Here is a 17,766-nt window from a genome sequence, read left to right on the forward strand (position 1 = left end):
AAAACCGACCAAAATGAAGTATACCACGGAAATAACTGTTGATTTACCTCGTGAGGAGTTCATAAAAAAACTGGATAATCCAGAACATATGAAACATTGGCAACAGGGTCTTTTGGGATATGAACTCCTTTCTGATAAACCAAAAGCGGAAGGAGCTCGTATGAATCTAAAATACAAAATGGGCAAACGTGAGTTTGAAATGGTGGAAACCATTATTAAAAGCAATCTTCCTGATGAATTGCACACTACCTATGATACCAAGGGAGTACACAACATTCAGAAAAACTATTTTAAAGAAATTGAAGGAAAAACCCAATGGGTTTCTGAATGCGAATTCCAGTTTTCAGGTTTTGGTATGAAATTGATGGGGTTTCTAATGCCCGGTGCTTTTAAAAAGCAATCAATGAAATATTTGAAAGATTTTAAGGCATTTGCCGAAAATGGCACTTCTGTGCTTAACACTTAATTATTATGGAAAAAGTATTGGATAGAAAAATAAAACTGATTTGGGATTTTCGTGGACCAGGTGCCGCAAGAACTGCTGAACATTATGAAAAACACTTAGCAGAGTTCATACTAATTGAAGAATTAAAATTTGATATTACCGGCTTTCAACATATCACAGATATGCACAGCATTGCGTATTTGGTTGTTGCTGAATTTGAAATGAAGGAAGTTAGAGATGTTTTAAAGCCTCAAAGGGGGCAGGTATATCTAGATAAGTAATCCTTCAAAAAAACATTAATTAAACATCCAATTATCTTGAGGGGATATAACATTCTTTTCTTACTGTTGATTTTACTCAGTTCTTCTTGCGAAAAGAAGCAGACCAGCGATCCTTTAAAAATTGCTCTTTCCTCAAAAAATCCTTTGATAAAAGGAGTGATGGATAGTCTAAACCAATACGAAATACAAATACGCTATACTCAAATAAATCGTAGGAATGATAGTGTTGTATTTACTGATTTTGATTTTCAGGTTGATAAAAACAATTACTACTACCCGGCAAGTACGGTTAAGTTTCCTGCTGCAGTTGCGGCCCTGGAGAAAATAAATGAAACTGATTCGTTAACCGTAGACACAAAGTTTTACATAGAAGGAGATTCTGTGGAAACTACTTTTTCCAAGGCTATTTCTGAAATTTTTGCAGTTTCAGACAATGCAGCAAATAACCGGTTGATTGAGTTTTTAGGGCAAGATGATTTAAACAAACGTATACTGCGTAAAGGTGTTGGGCCAATCCGTATAGCACATAGATTATCTACAACAAATGCAGATGATGTTACCACCAAACCATTGGTCATTTATCTTAATGACTCCACAACAACATCAAGCCAGTCTATCATAAATACATATCCCAAGCCTCTAGTATTGGAAAAAATTAAAAAAGGGCAGGGTTTTTATGCTGATGATATTTTACAAGAGGAAGAATTTGATTTCTCTTTGAAGAATTATTACCCCATTGAAACACAACATACCCTTTTGAAACGTATTATTTTTCCAGAAGCTTTCCCAACTGAAGAACGCTTTAATCTAAATGAAGCCCAACATGAACTGCTGTTGAATTACATGCATACGCTTCCTAAAGACTTAGGCTATGATGAGAAGGTATACTATGATAGTTATGTAAAGTTTCTAATGTTTGGTGATTCTACCGATCCAATTCCAGAGCATATTAAAATCTATAATAAAGTAGGCTACGCCTATGGAACCTTAACAGACTGTGCTTATATAAAGGATGTAAAAAACAATATTGATTTTATGATCACTGCCACCGTACTAGTTAATAAGAATGGTATTTTTAATGATAACATCTATGAATACGATGAAGTAGGCATTCCGTTTTTAGCACAACTTGGCAGAGAGCTATATAATTACGAACTAAAACGTACACGATGAGCAAACTTACTTTTGATTGTTTTACAAAGAAAATCTTTATTAAGGCGCCAATTGAAAAATTGTATTGGAGTTGGGGCACTGCAGAAGGTATATCTTCTTGGTTTTTAAGCAATGCTACTTACACATCTGCTTCTGGAGAAGAACGAAAACCAAATGAAAACACTCAAGCGGGTGATTCCTACTTGTGGAAATGGCACAACTGGGATGGGCAAGAAGCTGGAAACGTACTTAAGGCAAATGGGAAAGATTTTCTAGAAATATCTTTTGCTGATAGTAAGGTGTCAGTAGAATTAGAAGACCATAAAAAAGCAATATTGGTAACCTTAAAACAACATGAAATACCAACAGATGATGAAAGCAAACTCAATATACATCATGGTTGTAGTAATGGCTGGACTTTTTGGTTAGCAAATTTAAAGGCCTATTTAGAGCACGGTATTCTATTGAACGAGATTGAATTTGATCTAAGGAACATTCCGTTATCTGGGTTTGAATTTGTGAATATGTAGATCATATAACATATTGATAAGACAGAGTCTTTGAACATTACCATAGAACCAGCTGGTGATAATGAACACCTCACAGTGGAACAGTTGATCTCTTATGTTTTGCTTTAGGCAAATGAAAAGAGTTATGGAAATCTAGATTTTCTCCATTACAATAGGCACCATCTCCATTTGACCATTTGAAAGTAACACCTCATCAAAATCAACTCCTGTAATTGGTTTAAGGACTTCTTGATCCGCATCCCATTCTATTTTTCTTCCCAGTTTCCATGAAAGTCCGGCCATATGAGCAGAAATTGCTTCTTCAAAACCTTCTTTTATCCCGCAGCTTACTTTGCCACCATTTTTAATGACACTCAACCATTCTCTCATGTGTAAAAATGTAGAATCTACCCTAACCCCATCAATATAAGTCCACATAAGGCCTTTATCAGCAAAATATTGTGAGGTCGCAGAAGAAATGGCATCGGGTACAGTAGCCCCTGGATTATACTGATAAATAGGGATATTGGGCTGCATCTTTCCATTTTCCAGCATATCCGCATAGCGTGTTGATGATCCATCCGGCCAAATAGTCAATTTATTTCCCAATTCCATGGTTGCATCATGTCCCATTAGTATCGTTGGTCTATTAAAGCCATTACCTAGCGTAGCACTATAACAAAACGTCATTCCTATTTCCTTTCCTTTACTTTGGCTACTTCCAACACTATACCGTGGAAATTCCATATTTACTTGTAGTACATCTGGAACATTTCGGCCATCATTATGTGTATAAATGCCGCCAGAAGTACTAACTGAATCTGGAATACCCATATTCAACACACAATTTAAGCGATCATAATCATGGGTCAATAAATCTCCCGAAAGTCCTGATCCATATGCCCACCATTTGCGCCATCTAAAAAAATGGTTCTTATTAAATGGGGTTTTTGGTGCTGACCCCAAAAACTGTTCCCAATCAATAGTTTGTGTATTGGCCATTTCATGAATATCATAATTCCATGCGCCATTGTCATCATTTCTATTGGTATTGGTCTGAATTAAGGATACGTGACCCAGTGTTCCTTTTTCCACAATATCCCGTGCCGTTTTAAAACTTAATGTCTGGCGATGTTGATGCCCTACTGCAAAAACCGCATCGGATTGTTCAACAGCGGTTCGTAGTGCATATGTTTCTTGAACCGTATGAGTCATTGGTTTTTCAACGTACACATGAATATTGCTATTCAGTGCTTCAATGGCCATTGGTGCATGCCAATGGTCTGGTGTGGCAATTACAACTGCATCTACCTCCCCACTATGGATCATATCTTTATAGGAGGCATATCTTTTAATCTTGTTTTCCGAAGTGGAAAATGAATTGAGTGCTTTTTTCGCTCTTACATCAAAAACATCACATACCCCTACCAAATTAATATTAAGCCTATCTTGTTTTAAAAAATCTTCCAAAACTTTATTGTTCGGGTCTTCCTCAGCTTCAATTCTCATTTCCTCCATCCACTCCTTTGTAGCGAAGCCCAATGATCTACATAACTGTTCTCCCCTAATCCCAAAGCCAATAATGCCAACGTTGATAGGGGCTCCACCAATATGAGGAACAGCAGACTGTAATGAAGGCCTTATATTCAATTGGTTCAATATTTCCAATCTTTCTTTTTTATTGTAAACCGCACTTGAGGCCCCAACCCACCAAACTGCACCTAAAATAGGAAGGCCGCCTAAACCTTTTAGTAAATCTCTTCTAGTCCATTTCATAATTCTCAATTTTGGTCAGCTTACCCTTCATAAAATAACCAAGTCCAAAAAACTGACTTGTAGGGAAGTTATAAATCAAAATACAAGCTACCAGTTCAATAAGGTTCTTGTTTACGAACCAGTAGTTACCCTCCACGTTTATCTGATGTAATCCCGGAAAGGAAGGATGGGCTAAATAATACAAGGAAAGAAGTCCTATACCGACCAAGGCTCCTTTTCGTTCAAAAATCCCTAAAATCAGCGTAAAGCCCACAACAATTAGTGCAGTAATGTTTAAAGCATCTACCCAATCCAAAAATGTTTCCTGAGTCAATAAGGCAAATAGTGGTTTTAATGGACCTTGCGCAGAAGCCAAATATCCAAAGGAAGTCCAATCTGGGTTGTATAATTTAACAACTCCTTCATATAGAAAATGCCATCCTATAAAAATTCGTAATAAAGTAATGCTGATTTTTACCCTTCTTTCCCTTTTACCATTGACCATAGTTAAAAGTTGTTGATTCATAATTCACAAATCAAAACTACAATCAGTCAAGTCTAAGAACAATGATATATATCAATCAATAAGACTGTCTATAACTTAGGTTATGATGTCACGGAATACGAAAAAGTAGGCATTCCTTTTTTATTACAATTAGGAAGGGAAATCTACAATTTGGAGTTAAAACGACATGGATAGAACAGTGATAAAATAATAATTTATTTAATTTGTAGTTATTATCTTACATAACCAAATCAAATGAAGTGTGTTCTATATATTAGCAAAGCCCTTAAACCGTTTAATACAAATGATTTAACCCAGCTTTCGACAACTTCCACTATCAACAATCAAACAAAAGGCATTACAGGCTATTTATATTTTGAGAACAATCGTTTTTTACAATACATGGAGGGTGATGAAACCACAATAAATGAAATGGTTGACAAAATATCCCATGACAAAAGGCACGAACTATTATCCCTTATTGAAAAGCAGAATTTAACTGATAGACGTTTCCCAGATTGGGGCATGAAAAATATTGCTGAATTGATGTTCAACAACAGTACCATAGAAACTACTATAATACAGACCATGTCAATTTTTGGAGAAAATCATTTAAACATTTCCCAAAGCACCCAAAATGACCTTTTTAGGCTGATGGACGATTTGTCGGAGACTTCCCAAAAGATATAGCTCTACTTTAGGTTTTGTTCTAGATAGCCTCTTACCACTATAGAATCTGTTACAGGAGATGATGACCATCCAACAATGGAATAGTTGATTACCTATGTGACTTTGCAACACTTGTTGTTTCTAAAAAAGTATACTAACTAATTTTAGAAGATTATGAGAAAATTAATTGCCGAATTTATCGGCACCCTTTGGCTTGTATTGGGAGGATGTGGAAGCGCAGTTCTTGCTGCCGCTTATCCTGAATTAGGAATTGGATTTACAGGAGTAGCCCTTGCTTTTGGACTAACCGTAGTTACAATGGCATATGCAATTGGTCATATTTCTGGTTGTCATTTAAATCCTGCTGTATCCATTGGCTTGGCATTAGGAGGCAGATTTGACAAAAAGGACCTTCTCCCCTACATCATTGCTCAAATATTAGGAGGCATTATGGGAGCAAGTATTCTTTATCTTATTGTAAGTGGCAAACCAGGTTTTGAAATTGGAGGATTTGCTGCTAACGGCTTTGGAGAACATTCTCCAGGTGGGTATAATATGATTTCTGCCTTTATCACCGAGGTTGTAATGACTTTCATGTTCTTGATAATCATTTTGGGAGCAACACATTCAAAAGCTCCAAAAGGGATGGCAGGTCTAGCAATTGGTTTGGGATTGACACTTATTCATTTAATAAGTATTCCGGTGACCAATACTTCTGTTAACCCTGCCAGAAGCACAAGTCAAGCTTTGTTTGCAGAAGGTAACTGGGCAATTCCACAATTATGGTTATTCTGGTTAGCCCCTATTTTAGGAGCAATTATCGCAGGTGTCGTTTATAAATACTTATCGCCAGAACAAAACGACTAGAACTAAAGCTTAAATCCCAATCAAAGCATTGGGATTTATTTTACTGGTTTTCCGTACAAATCAAAGTCTGAAGCTTCTGTAATTTCAACCATAACAAAATCTCCAGTTTTCACATAGTGTATTGTAGCATCTATCAGTACTTCATTATCCACATCTGGAGAATCAAATTCAGTACGACCCACAAAATGGTTTCCTTCTTTTCGGTCAATGATACATTTAAAAGTTTTCCCTATTCTTTCTTGGTTGAGCTCCCAAGAAATTTGTGACTGTACTTCCATAATTTCATTGGCGCGTTGCTGTTTTACCTCTTCAGGTACATCATCCACTAACGAATAGGCATGTGTGTTTTCTTCATGACTATAGGTAAAGCAACCCAAACGTTCAAAACGCATTTCTGCTACCCAGTCCTTTAATGTTTGAAAATCTTCTTCCGTTTCACCGGGATACCCAACAATCAAGGTAGTTCTTATGGTCATTTCTGGAACAGCTGCCCTAAAATCCCTGAGCAATTGTGTTGTTTTCGCCTTGGTAGTACCTCGGCGCATACTTTTTAAAATAGGGTCGGCAATGTGCTGCAATGGAATGTCAATATAGTTGCAGATTTTGGATTCTCTCTTCATCACATCCAAAACATCCATAGGAAAACCAGTAGGGAAAGCATAATGTAACCTAATCCATTCTATTCCTTCAACTTTTACCAATGCCTGAAGTAATTCCGCTAAATTTCTTTTTTTATATAGGTCAAGACCGTAATACGTTAAATCTTGAGCTATGAGGATAAGTTCCTTAACTCCTTTAGCTGCTAATTTTTCAGATTCCGAAACCAATTCTTCAATAGGTTTACTTCTGTGCTTTCCTCTCATTATTGGAATAGCGCAAAAAGAGCATGGCCTATCACAGCCTTCGGCTATTTTTAAATAGGCATAATTTTTTGGGGTTGTGGTCAAACGTTCCCCAATTAACTCATGTTTATAATCAGCTCCCAAGGCTTTTAGCAAATTGGGTAGGTCGCTGGTTCCAAAATATTCATCCACATTTGGAATTTCCTTTTCCAAATCGGGTTTGTAGCGTTCGCTTAAACATCCTGTCACAAAAACCTTATCAATATCCCCTGCTTCTTTCTTTTGAACGTATTCTAAAATCGTATTTACACTTTCCTCTTTGGCGTTGGCAATAAATCCGCAAGTGTTTATAACAACAACGTTCCCTTTCTCTTCATGAACCACCTCTTTGTTATTGGCACGCAACTGCCCCATCAATACCTCAGAATCGTAAACATTTTTGCTACACCCTAAGGTTACTACATTGATTTTGTTCTTTTTAAGCGATTTTGTCCGCATACTTTTTATAAATGGAGTGCAAAAATACAACAAGACAGCGCATTACATCGATTTGCCTTAATATTTTTCCAGAACAAACGTTAAACCTTTATGGACCTTGATTGTCCAAGCCAAAACCCAAATCATGAAAAACCCATTTTTCATAGTGCTTTTTATTCCATTATTGTTTTGGAATTGTTCCGATTCTTCTGATACAGATGATGGAATCATTGATGAACAGGAGACTGGCAACTTATATTTTCCACCTGCACAATCCGCAGAATGGGAAACTGTTTCTATCACGCAATTGGGCTGGAATGAATTTGCAGAACAAGATGTTTTTGATTTCTTGGAAGAGAAGGAGACCAAAGCTTTTATTATTTTGAAAGACGGCAAAATTGTAATCGAATGGTATTTTGGTGACCACACACAAAATACAAGCTGGTATTGGGCATCAGCAGGAAAAACATTGACAGCTTTTACCGTTGGACTTGCCCAGGAAGAGGGTTTTTTAAGCATTAATGACAAAACCTCTGATTATTTAGGCCAAGCATGGACGAGTCTGCCTTTGGAAAAAGAAAATCTTATTACTATTTGGCATCAATTGACTATGACCAGTGGTATGAACGATATACAATTTGATTGTGTTACTCCAGATTGTTTAACCTATTTGGCAGATGCAGGTACGCGATGGGCCTACCACAATGGGCCTTACACACTATTGCAAAGTGTTGTTGCAAATGCTTCCGAAATGGAATGGGAGGGTTACTTCAACTCTAGATTAAGGGATAACATTGGAATGGATGGGTTTTGGTTCTCCACCAATGATTTAAACAATGTATTCTTCAGTACAGCACGTAGTATGGCACGTTTTGGGCTCCTAAACTTAAACAATGGGTCTTGGGATGGCGAAACTATTCTCGGTGATTCAACATACAGAACTGCCATGAAAAATACCTCCCAGAACTTGAATAAATCCTATGGATATCTTTGGTGGCTGAATGGAAAACAAAGTTACAGAGCTCCTGCCTTTCAAACAGAGTTTCAAGGCGAGTTAATTCCTAATGCTCCGAGTGACACCTATGCCGGCCTTGGAAAAAATGACCAAAAACTATATATAATCCCTAGCCAAGGGCTCGTTATTGTAAGAATGGGTGAAGATTCTGGTGAGGATTTGTTGGGTCCTTCAAGTTTTGATAATGAGCTCTGGGAAAAGTTGAATGCTTATATTAATTAGCGTAATCAACTGGAATTTTTCTCACCTTGGTGAAATTCTCAAAAGCTGCTCCTAAACTGTACAATTTGCCTTCTTGAAATTGTTTGCCAATAAAGGTTAAACTAATGGGTTCCCCTGACTTCTTATACCCCATAGGAATTGTTAAAGCGGGATACTCGGCTGCAGCTGCAACACCTGCATCATAATTGTTGATGGATAGAACAGCATCCAATTGATATTGGTTCATTGGGTCATTAAAATACTCACGCCCATTGGCTCTTAATTTTTGTTTGATTTGTTCAAGTGACTCTGCTGAGGTAGAATCAGCTAAAATACCTTCAAAACGACCCTGCCCGTACGGAATCCTAATCAATGAATCTTGTAAATTAAATTGAACAACATCTTCAACATTTTTTACCTTAACCGCGTTTGTATCTTTTACCTGCGAAGCTATATAGTTAGGTAAATCATTTTTCATGTCAATGTTCAAAATAGACAGAAAACCATTAAACTCTACTTCTGGAGGCTCAAATTCTATGATGATTGCACCTGCAGCTTTCATTTTTTCTAAAGTTGTCTTATAGATAGAATCACTTTCGATGTAATTTTTGAATGCGCCAAAACGTTTTCCCTTAAGTGATGGACTTTCTACTGTATACCATTTTTCGTCCCAATCTGCCTGTACTGACTTCTCGTCTTCATTGTCAAAGCCACGCATGGCGTCTAATAGAATACCATTATCAATTACATTTTTGGTCATAGGGCCAGGAGTATCCAAAGTACTGGAAATAGGAACAATTCCTGTTCGGCTCAAAAGCCCAATAGTCGGTTTCATCCCTACAACAGAATTTTGGCCGGATGGTGATAAAATAGAACCTGAGGTCTCTGTTCCTACGGCGGCAATTGCATAATTGGCAGCGACCGAAGTTCCGCTCCCAGCACTGGATCCACCTGTGTCAAAAACCCGTCGACCATAAGGATTTAAGGTTTGTCCGCCAATGGCACTTTGCCCATTAGGACAGCCATCACAAATATAATTGGCCCATTCGCTTAAGTTTGCCTTTCCCAAAATTAATGCTCCCTTTTCTTTTAGACGTTCCACAATAAAAGCATCATCTGTTTGATTTTCCATTAACGCTATGGCTCCAGCAGTAGTCTTCATATTTTGTGCGCCAATATTATCTTTTAACAATATGGGCATACCATAAATGGGATGCTGTCCTCTGGAATCTGAATGCAATTTCCGTGCTTCTTCCAAGACATTGGGGTTTAACGCAATAACAGTATTTAGGGTTGTGCCGTTGTTCAATTCATACTTGTAAATGCGGTGTAAGTAAAAGAGAACCAATTGCTCATAGGTTAATTTACCATCTGCTATTTGTTTTTGAATAGAGGGAATGTCCTGCTCTAAAATAAAGGGTTTTAGAGATTCATAAATGGTAACATTAAACTTTAAAACCTCATCATGAAGTGGCAAAAAAACCTCATTTTTATCTAATACCTTGGATTGTATAAACTTGTATCGCAACCGCTCTACTGCATGGTCCATATTAGCGGCTACTTCTAAAGAATCATTATAGGGTTTCCAAAGCTGTTCTTCCTTTACTACTTCTCTAATCTTTTCCTTTTCAATGGTTACAGAAGAGCTCCGTTTTGGTTCATTTTCCCTTTCAAAAAATTGACAAGATTGAAATACTAAGAACAATACAGATAAACTCCAGTAAATTTGAATGGTTTTTTTTCTCATTATCACTACTTTTTCAGCAATTGATTCCACGCCTTAATGTTTTTCTCGTTCATACGGACAAACTCATCTTTTTCAAGTGACTTGGAAATTTCCAAAGACTTTTCAGCCGATTTAACTGCCGATACATAATCGCCAAGTGCAGCTTCTACCAAAGATTTTACCCGATGAAAATAATAGGTATCTCCGCCCAATTCTAATGCTTTGTTTAGGTATTTCAAGGCAAGTTCATAATCCTTTTCTTGTTCCTGTAAATAGCGGGCAGCTTCGTAATATGTTTGGGCCTTAGGGTTTTCTGCAATTTGTTTTGCAATCTCAATCTCCATTTGGGCATGGGTATCCACAGTAAAAGGAATGACAATCTGTGTGTTCGCCCAAGTCAAAGTCATATTGGTTGAGTTATGGGTAATGGAATCAAAAGCAATTAAAAAGTTCTCTTGATGATGCAAGTTTTTTTGTGGTTTGACGTTTACACGAAACAAATCTTCTTTTAGGTCATAATCCTTACGACCATCTCCCCAATGGGAAATATTCTTATGAAACACCATCTGCCATTCTGAAGCTTCTGGAAAAGCATATAATGCATAAGTACCCTTGGGCAAAGTATTCCCCATTACGGTCATATCTGTATCTACCGTAATTTTTGTGGATTCGTTAGCTCCCACACGCCATATACGGCCATAAGGCACCAATCCACCAAAAATCTCTCTGCCATTGGTTGCAGGACGTGAATACTTCACTGAAATCTTAGAAAGTCCTACCTCCTGCTCCACTACTGCAAATGGACTTGCTTTTGGGTGATTGATTTGCGCATACCCATTAATACCAAAAACCAAAAGAAAAACAATTAAAATTCGTGAAGTCATATCAATTCTTTTTTGTTCCCAAAAGGTATAAAATAACTCCTGGTCCGGATTTTACTCTATCAATTTCCCAATTATAAGTTTCATTATTTTCCAAACTATTTACCAAGGATATCATCTCTTTAACGGAATAGGTGCGTAATGAGGATACTACCCCATCCCATAGCACAAACAAAGGAACAATTGGAATTAAATAAGTGAAAATCAGTCTTCCAATTTTGAAAGGTCTAATAAATGGTGCCGTAACCAAAACACTTATAGGAGAGAACAGCATCGCCAAAATACTGGGAACACTTCGCTCTTGCGCTTCAAAAACACCAATAGCGCTATTGGAGTCCACAGCGTTTTGTAATATCTGCCTGGCATCATCCGGCTTAAAATGATGCAGCGATAAAAACTGCGTTCGCAATCCCTTTAAACTCTCAGGTACTTTTCTAGCATCAATGGATGTGGTAATGAACTCAATATTATCTGCTTGTTTTTTAGTGTATTCAAAAGCACTCAGATTCGGATAATAATCAGTCAATACAATTTTTAAATCAGAGTGATTTTTCAACAATTCAGAGTTCAACCAAAGTAAACCTCCTCCTCCTCCAGAGCCTAAATCTATTATGGTATTGGAACCATCTGCTTTTAGACCTTTTTCAAGGATAGAAACTGCTGGCTTATAAAGTTTGGTTTTGTTAGATAGAAATTGCAAAAAATCGGTACCATAATCTCTTAAAAACTTGGGGAACCATTTTTGGTCCTCAAATTCAAATAGGTGTATTCTTCCCATTTTTATATGTGCTTACATTCCAAATTTAGAGAATATTTGGTGATTTTCGGGATAGAATCATAATACTCAAAAAAGTTCTATTCAGAGCTAATTTTGAAACAGTACAAGGTTATTTCGCCCGACAGTGGTTTGCTTTAAAATACAATTTGTTATTCTTTACCGCTAATTCTATAATTAAAGTGCCATGGATGTTCCCACCATAAACCCCAATCATCTAAGTTTTGGTCAAAACTAACCCTTGACTGGCCACTATAACCCAGTCCATTGCATCCATCCGGCCCTTCGTTCATATCACCATATGAACCTGTTGTTATTCCAAGCTCACCCCCGTTGATTAGATACCAAGTGAATATGTACTTTTTTTCTGCTGCGAGAAAAATGTTCAAACTGGACAAATCAAAGTAAACCCAGCCCCCACGAAATGAACCAGGAACTACAGTAGTAGTAGTGTGAACAATATTTCCATCCGAATCTCTAATGTTGAGATTTAGCTCAACAGTCTCTGTGTATTGTATACCGCTTTCACGAAACACAAAGCCATTTGAAAAAAGAACCCCAAAAGAGTCTGGGTGACTATCTGAATTTAAAGTCAGTACTTGCCCGGTTCCAACATTTCTGTCAAATGGCCCCTGCGGCAAATTGATATCGTCACGTGCATCGCCACCAAACCATTTCGATACATTAAAACTATCACAACGTATTTCAAAATTTTCGTCCATTACCTTAAAATTCACGTTATAGTTTTTGGTGTCCCCATTTTCTGCAGTTACGGTAAAAACAACTTCTGAAGAGAAATCAGAAATTTGGTTGGGATCTGGCTCTATCGTGGCAAATTTAGATATGGCCACTTCATTTGTTAAATTTGCCAAATCGAGGAACGAAGGAAGTCTTTTAGATATGTTACCATTATCATCCACATTTGCTTCAATACCTTCAGAATCTAAAAAAATCTTAAAAGATACTATTTCATTTTCTGTACTTATTATTCGGGAGATATCTATCTGATATTCTCTTTCATCCCCATTTTCAGCAGTAACTATAAAAGAAAACGCTTCAGATATTTCGGAAATCGAACTTGGGTCAGGATCTATTGACGCAAAATCAGAAGTTTTAATTTCCAGTCTAATTCCTTCCAACTCCACATTGCTCGGAACCTCACCCACTATATTATCATCGCCAATTTCAGGTTCCAATGCAAAATCATCCTTAATCAATTTAAATGAGGTGATAAGATTCTCTATGCTTAATTCCCGCTTTATGTCAACGTTATATTCTCTTTTTGTTCCGTCTTCAGCAGTAATTGTTAAAATAAAAGCATCAGTAAGAGAATTAATTGTTCTAGGATCTGGGTTGATTTTAGCTCCTTCGGATACTTCTATATCCAAAGTTACTTCTGTTAATGCTATATTACTTGGAATTAGCCCAGTAATCGTATTTCCTTGAATATTGGCTTCAAAACTAGAACTAAATCGTTTTATTATGAAAGTGGTAATAAAATTGTCTGAACTCAATGGTACCTCAGGAGATTCAGAGCTGTCCGAACCACATGAATAAATCAATAATATTCCAAAAACAAGTGTAAGTATTCTTTTCATTATAGTTTCTTAATTTTACTACAACAAAAAAAAGGAATTATCAGCTAAGTTTAAAAAAAGAATCGACAAATTCATACTTATTAAAGACCTGCAGATCTTCAATACCTTCTCCAACGCCAATATACTTTACTGGTATTTGAAATTGGTCAGAGATACCAATGACCACTCCGCCCTTTGCGGTGCCATCTAATTTGGTAACTGCTAAACTACTTACTTCTGTGGCTTTGGTAAATTGTTTTGCTTGTTCAAAAGCGTTTTGCCCTGTAGAACCATCTAGTACCAACAACACTTCATGTGGAGCATCTGCAACTACTTTTTGCATTACCCTTTTCACTTTGGAAAGTTCATTCATCAGATTGACCTTGTTATGCAATCTACCTGCTGTATCAATCAAAACTATATCGGCATTATCAGCTACTGCGGAATTCAACGTATCAAAAGCTACAGATGCAGGGTCGCTTCCCATTTTTTGTTTAATAATTGGCACGTCCACGCGTTTTGCCCAAACCTCCAATTGATCTATTGCGGCTGCCCTAAAGGTATCTCCTGCTCCTAACACTACTTTTAAGCCTTGATTCTTAAATTGATGGGCCAGTTTGCCGATTGTAGTTGTTTTTCCCACGCCATTTACTCCCACTACCATAATCACGTAGGGTTTTTTATCTGAAGGTATTACAAACTCGGTATCCTCTCCAACATGGGTTTCTGAAAGAAGGCCTGCAATTTCTTCACGAAGAATGGTATTGAGTTCATCAGCACCCATATATTTGTCTCGAGAAACCCTTTCTTCAATACGGTCAATAATCTTTAAAGTCGTATCAACACCAACATCTGAAGAGACCAAAATCTCCTCTAGATTATCCAACACCTCATCATCAACCTTGGATTTACCGGCTACAGCCTTGCTCAACTTACCAAAAAAACTGCTTTTTGATTTTTCGAGGCCCTTATCCAGAGTCTCTTTTTTATCAGAAGAAAAAATCTTTTTAAATAGGCTCATATGCGTTCGTCATCAATCTTCAAAGATAGGAAAGTAAGGGGAGTTTTGTTAAAGTTAGATTATCATTTCGAGTAAATACAGAAATCTGACTACACATTTCCATGTAGCTTTGCTATTTTGAAATGACAAATAGGGATATAAAAAAAGCCGCTATTTAGCGGCTTTCAATTTTATACTAAGGATTGATTATTTCTTATTCAACCAATCATTTACCAATTCTGGTGACATTACTGACTCAACAAAAGTATAAGCACCAGTTTTTGGTGACCTTACCATTTTGATGGCCTTTGTCAATCTCTTTGAACTACCCTGTAGTGTTGCTACCGTCTTCTTTGCCATGACCTAACTTATTTAATTTCTTTATGAACAGTCATACGCTTAAGAATAGGATTGAATTTCTTAATCTCCATTCTATCTGGCGTGTTCTTTTTATTCTTAGTTGTAATGTACCTTGAAGTACCTGGCATACCAGACTCCTTGTGCTCTGTACACTCTAAAATAACTTGAATTCTATTTCCTTTCTTTGCCATTGTATCGTACTTAAAATCTTATGCTACTTATTTTTTGGAATTGATATCCTTTAAAACAGCAGAGATTCCTTTTTTGTTGATAATCTTTAACCCACGTGTAGACACGTTTAAGGTTACCCAACGATCTTCTTCTGGAATGAAAAATTTCTGTTTAGAAATATTCACATCGAATCTTCTCTTGGTTTTATTGATTGAAAAGGAAACATTGTTTCCAAACATCACCTTTTTTCCTGTTACTTCACAAATCTTAGACATCTCCCTAACTTTTGAGTGATTTTATTGAGGGTGCAAATTTATGGCATTTTAATGGGACGGACAAAATTCTTTTTTAGAAATTTAGAATTTCTTTTAGCAATAGTTCAAATGCCTTGTTCAAAGACTTCTGAACAATACGCTCTCGATGATTTCCCATAGTGAATTTCTGAGCAAAAGTATGTTGGGGAGTGCTTATAGCAATGAAGATCGTTCCAACCTCTGCATTTGAATCTCCTTTGGTAGGGCCGGCGTTACCTGTAGTTGCTATTGAGAAGTCAGTGTTTAAAATATTTTTGGCATTAATGGCCATGATAACTGCCACTTCTTCGCTAACTACGGAATGCTTTTTAATTAAATCTTCAGGTACATTCAACAGCTTGATCTTGGTCTCTGTAGCGTAACTCACCACACTACCCTTAAAATAAGATGAAGCTCCAGGCATTGAAGTTAGCTGTTGTGCAATCTTACCTCCCGTAAAACTTTCTGCAGTACCCAAAGTCATCTTTTTTTCAGTGAGTAGCTTTGCAATTTGATATTCTATGGACTCTTCTTCCTCTTCGCCATAAATAATATCTCCAATTAGTGGATACAATTTTTTTACTTCTGATTCAACTGCCGCAACTATTTGCTCTTTGTCAGTGCCTTTTGCGCTCAAACGAAGGCGCACACGTCCAAGGTTAGGTAAGTATGCAAGCTTTATAAATTGAGGAAGGTTATTTTCCCATTCTTCAATTTTACCGGCGATGGCACTTTCGCCCAAACCATAGGTCATAATGGTTTTATGGAAAATATGAGGGCGTTTGTATTCTTGTATCACTTTGGGAAGCACTTCATTCTTGACCAAATTCCTCATCTCAAAAGGGACTCCTGGCAACGAAATAAAAGCGGTATCTCCCTTTTTCATCCACAGGCCGGGAGCCGTGCCATGTGCATTGTGTAATACCGTCGCTTTTGAGGGCACCAGTGCTTGTTTTCTGTTTAAATCTGAAATTGGTGTGGATATGTATTTTTTGAAAAGTTCTTCTATGTATTCCAAAACCCCATCATCCTGAATAAGCTCATCATTAAAAAAATGACAAAGGGTGTGCTTGGTGATATCATCTTTAGTTGGCCCTAAACCTCCTGTTATGATAACTACTGACGATCTATCCCCAGCAATTTTCAAAGCCTCTAAGATATGGTCACGTTCATCTTGTACCGAAGTAATCTGGTACACCGAGACACCTATCTTATTTAGTTCTTTGGAAATAAATGCAGAATTGGAGTCCACAATCTGTCCAATGAGGATTTCGTCCCCAATGGTGATGATTTCTGCCTGCATTTATAGATTGAAATCTTTTTTGAGTTCTGAAACTACTTGGTGCACATCTTTTTTGAGCAAAGGGAATTTACTCTCTATTTCCTGCATGTTGGCATCACTTTTACCCAAGGTTTCAATTTCAAGTGCGGTTGCTCTTGTTTGTTCCATTCCCAGCAAGTCTACATTGGGTTTTATTTTATGGGCAAGTTTGTATACGTTTTCAAAATCCCTTTCGGCAATAGCTTTTTCCAAAGCTTCCAAATCAATAGGAACTTCTTCCAAAAAAACAGAAATTACAGAGGTTATAAAATCATGGTCCCCTTCTGCCATTTCATTAATTTTGTCAAGGTTGTAAATCATTATCTCACATTAATTTCAAACATCTCCTCACCTTCGAGTCTACCTGAAAGGTAATCATTTGGACTTACTTTACCAACACCCGCTGGCGTTCCCGTGAACAAAATATCGCCCTTTTTAAGCATAAAATAGGTAGAAACATGAGCTATTAACTCGTCTATCTTCCACAGCATCAAGGAAGTATTGCCGTTCTGTACTTTTTTACCATTTTTTAATAAGGAAAAATCCAGTTTGTCAACATTTTCGTACACGTTTTTAGGCATCCACTTACCAACCACTGCTGAGCCATCAAATCCTTTTGCTTTTTCCCAGGGCAAACCCTTCTCCTTAAGTTTGGCTTGAAGGTCCCTTGCCGTAAAATCTATTCCTAAACCAATCTCATCATAATACTTATGTGCAAATTGTTCAGAAATGTGCTTCCCCACTTTATTGATTTTGACCAAAACCTCTACTTCGTAATGGATATCATTTGAGAATTCGGGAATGTAGAAATCCTGTTCTTTAGGTAAAATAGAAGAATCTGGTTTTATAAAAACCACTGGCTCAACGGGTCGTTCATTTTTCAACTCTTCAATATGGGCAGCATAATTTCTGCCGATACAAATCAGTTTCATAGCGCGTTATTT

Annotated in this window: 21 protein-coding genes; 7 read left to right on the top strand and 14 right to left on the bottom strand. The window is 37.1% G+C overall.

Annotated elements, in window-relative coordinates:
* Window positions 1-13 precede the first annotated feature (13 nt).
* The 4 genes from SJY44_RS14960 to SJY44_RS14975 are packed head-to-tail and all read left to right on the top strand — an operon-like array spanning window position 14 to window position 2,408.
* Window positions 14-466, top strand: a complete 453-nt coding sequence (locus SJY44_RS14960) for an SRPBCC family protein (protein WP_298930829.1) — start codon at window positions 14-16, stop codon at window positions 464-466.
* A gap of 5 nt (window positions 467-471) precedes the next feature.
* On the top strand, window positions 472-726 hold the full coding sequence (locus SJY44_RS14965; RefSeq protein ID WP_298930826.1) for a hypothetical protein: 255 nt from the start codon (window positions 472-474) through the stop codon (window positions 724-726).
* A 36-nt stretch (window positions 727-762) separates the two neighbouring features.
* A complete protein-coding gene (locus tag SJY44_RS14970; RefSeq protein WP_396590341.1) occupies window positions 763-1,899 on the top strand; it encodes a serine hydrolase in 1,137 nt (378 codons plus the stop codon).
* Window positions 1,896-2,408 (top strand): SRPBCC domain-containing protein, encoded by a 513-nt coding sequence (locus SJY44_RS14975; protein ID WP_396590342.1) that lies wholly within the window; start codon window positions 1,896-1,898, stop codon window positions 2,406-2,408. The genes SJY44_RS14970 and SJY44_RS14975 overlap by 4 nt, the downstream gene beginning before the upstream one ends.
* Window positions 2,409-2,540: 132 nt before the next feature.
* Here the strand turns inward: SJY44_RS14975 and SJY44_RS14980 are convergent, their stop codons facing one another.
* Window positions 2,541-4,163, bottom strand: a complete 1,623-nt coding sequence (locus SJY44_RS14980) for a Gfo/Idh/MocA family protein (protein ID WP_396590343.1) — start codon at window positions 4,161-4,163, stop codon at window positions 2,541-2,543.
* A complete protein-coding gene (locus SJY44_RS14985) occupies window positions 4,150-4,668 on the bottom strand; it encodes a DoxX family membrane protein (RefSeq protein ID WP_298930816.1) in 519 nt (172 codons plus the stop codon). Before SJY44_RS14985 ends, SJY44_RS14980 begins: the two co-directional genes overlap by 14 nt.
* Before the next feature lie 234 nt (window positions 4,669-4,902).
* Between SJY44_RS14985 and SJY44_RS14990 the strand changes: the two genes are divergently transcribed.
* Window positions 4,903-5,337, top strand: coding sequence for a BLUF domain-containing protein (locus tag SJY44_RS14990; RefSeq protein WP_396590344.1), 435 nt, complete (start codon window positions 4,903-4,905; stop codon window positions 5,335-5,337).
* A 153-nt stretch (window positions 5,338-5,490) separates the two neighbouring features.
* Window positions 5,491-6,183, top strand: a complete 693-nt coding sequence (aqpZ, locus tag SJY44_RS14995; RefSeq protein ID WP_298930812.1) for an aquaporin Z — start codon at window positions 5,491-5,493, stop codon at window positions 6,181-6,183.
* Window positions 6,184-6,218: 35 nt separating this feature from the next.
* Here the strand turns inward: aqpZ and rimO are convergent, their stop codons facing one another.
* Window positions 6,219-7,523, bottom strand: a complete 1,305-nt coding sequence (rimO, locus tag SJY44_RS15000; RefSeq protein WP_396590345.1) for a 30S ribosomal protein S12 methylthiotransferase RimO — start codon at window positions 7,521-7,523, stop codon at window positions 6,219-6,221.
* Window positions 7,524-7,647: 124 nt separating this feature from the next.
* Here rimO and SJY44_RS15005 point away from each other — a divergent pair, with 124 nt between their 5' ends.
* A complete protein-coding gene (locus SJY44_RS15005; RefSeq protein ID WP_396590346.1) occupies window positions 7,648-8,739 on the top strand; it encodes a serine hydrolase domain-containing protein in 1,092 nt (363 codons plus the stop codon).
* Here SJY44_RS15005 and SJY44_RS15010 read toward each other — a convergent pair.
* The 11 genes from SJY44_RS15010 to SJY44_RS15060 all read right to left on the bottom strand — a co-directional run bounded on the left by SJY44_RS15010 (window position 8,732) and on the right by SJY44_RS15060 (window position 17,754).
* Window positions 8,732-10,465, bottom strand: a complete 1,734-nt coding sequence (locus SJY44_RS15010; RefSeq protein ID WP_396590347.1) for an amidase family protein — start codon at window positions 10,463-10,465, stop codon at window positions 8,732-8,734. The genes SJY44_RS15005 and SJY44_RS15010 overlap by 8 nt on opposite strands.
* A gap of 5 nt (window positions 10,466-10,470) precedes the next feature.
* On the bottom strand, window positions 10,471-11,328 hold the full coding sequence (locus SJY44_RS15015) for a DUF2911 domain-containing protein (RefSeq protein ID WP_396590348.1): 858 nt from the start codon (window positions 11,326-11,328) through the stop codon (window positions 10,471-10,473).
* Between the two features lies 1 nt (window position 11,329).
* Window positions 11,330-12,103: a hypothetical protein gene (locus SJY44_RS15020; protein ID WP_396590349.1), complete on the bottom strand. Its 774-nt coding sequence runs from the start codon at window positions 12,101-12,103 to the stop codon at window positions 11,330-11,332.
* Between the two features lie 149 nt (window positions 12,104-12,252).
* Window positions 12,253-13,698 carry a DUF5018 domain-containing protein gene (locus SJY44_RS15025; RefSeq protein WP_396590350.1) on the bottom strand — a complete coding sequence of 482 codons (1,446 nt, stop codon included), beginning with the start codon at window positions 13,696-13,698 and terminating at the stop codon, window positions 12,253-12,255.
* A 40-nt stretch (window positions 13,699-13,738) separates the two neighbouring features.
* Window positions 13,739-14,698: a signal recognition particle-docking protein FtsY gene (gene ftsY, locus SJY44_RS15030; RefSeq protein ID WP_396590351.1), complete on the bottom strand. Its 960-nt coding sequence runs from the start codon at window positions 14,696-14,698 to the stop codon at window positions 13,739-13,741.
* A 186-nt stretch (window positions 14,699-14,884) separates the two neighbouring features.
* Window positions 14,885-15,037 (bottom strand): DUF4295 domain-containing protein, encoded by a 153-nt coding sequence (locus tag SJY44_RS15035; protein ID WP_299169436.1) that lies wholly within the window; start codon window positions 15,035-15,037, stop codon window positions 14,885-14,887.
* 8 nt (window positions 15,038-15,045) lie between these two features.
* Window positions 15,046-15,228 (bottom strand): 50S ribosomal protein L33, encoded by a 183-nt coding sequence (gene rpmG, locus SJY44_RS15040; RefSeq protein ID WP_031444791.1) that lies wholly within the window; start codon window positions 15,226-15,228, stop codon window positions 15,046-15,048.
* Window positions 15,229-15,255: 27 nt separating this feature from the next.
* On the bottom strand, window positions 15,256-15,483 hold the full coding sequence (gene rpmB / locus SJY44_RS15045; RefSeq protein ID WP_163423930.1) for a 50S ribosomal protein L28: 228 nt from the start codon (window positions 15,481-15,483) through the stop codon (window positions 15,256-15,258).
* 73 nt (window positions 15,484-15,556) lie between these two features.
* A complete protein-coding gene (locus SJY44_RS15050) occupies window positions 15,557-16,804 on the bottom strand; it encodes a competence/damage-inducible protein A (protein ID WP_396590352.1) in 1,248 nt (415 codons plus the stop codon).
* Window positions 16,805-17,143: an Hpt domain-containing protein gene (locus tag SJY44_RS15055; protein WP_396590353.1), complete on the bottom strand. Its 339-nt coding sequence runs from the start codon at window positions 17,141-17,143 to the stop codon at window positions 16,805-16,807.
* Window positions 17,143-17,754: a fumarylacetoacetate hydrolase family protein gene (locus SJY44_RS15060; RefSeq protein WP_396590354.1), complete on the bottom strand. Its 612-nt coding sequence runs from the start codon at window positions 17,752-17,754 to the stop codon at window positions 17,143-17,145. Before SJY44_RS15060 ends, SJY44_RS15055 begins: the two co-directional genes overlap by 1 nt.
* Window positions 17,755-17,766 lie beyond the last annotated feature (12 nt).

The organism is Allomuricauda sp. R78024 (genome assembly GCF_044596045.1).
In the GTDB taxonomy this organism is placed as follows: domain Bacteria; phylum Bacteroidota; class Bacteroidia; order Flavobacteriales; family Flavobacteriaceae; genus Flagellimonas.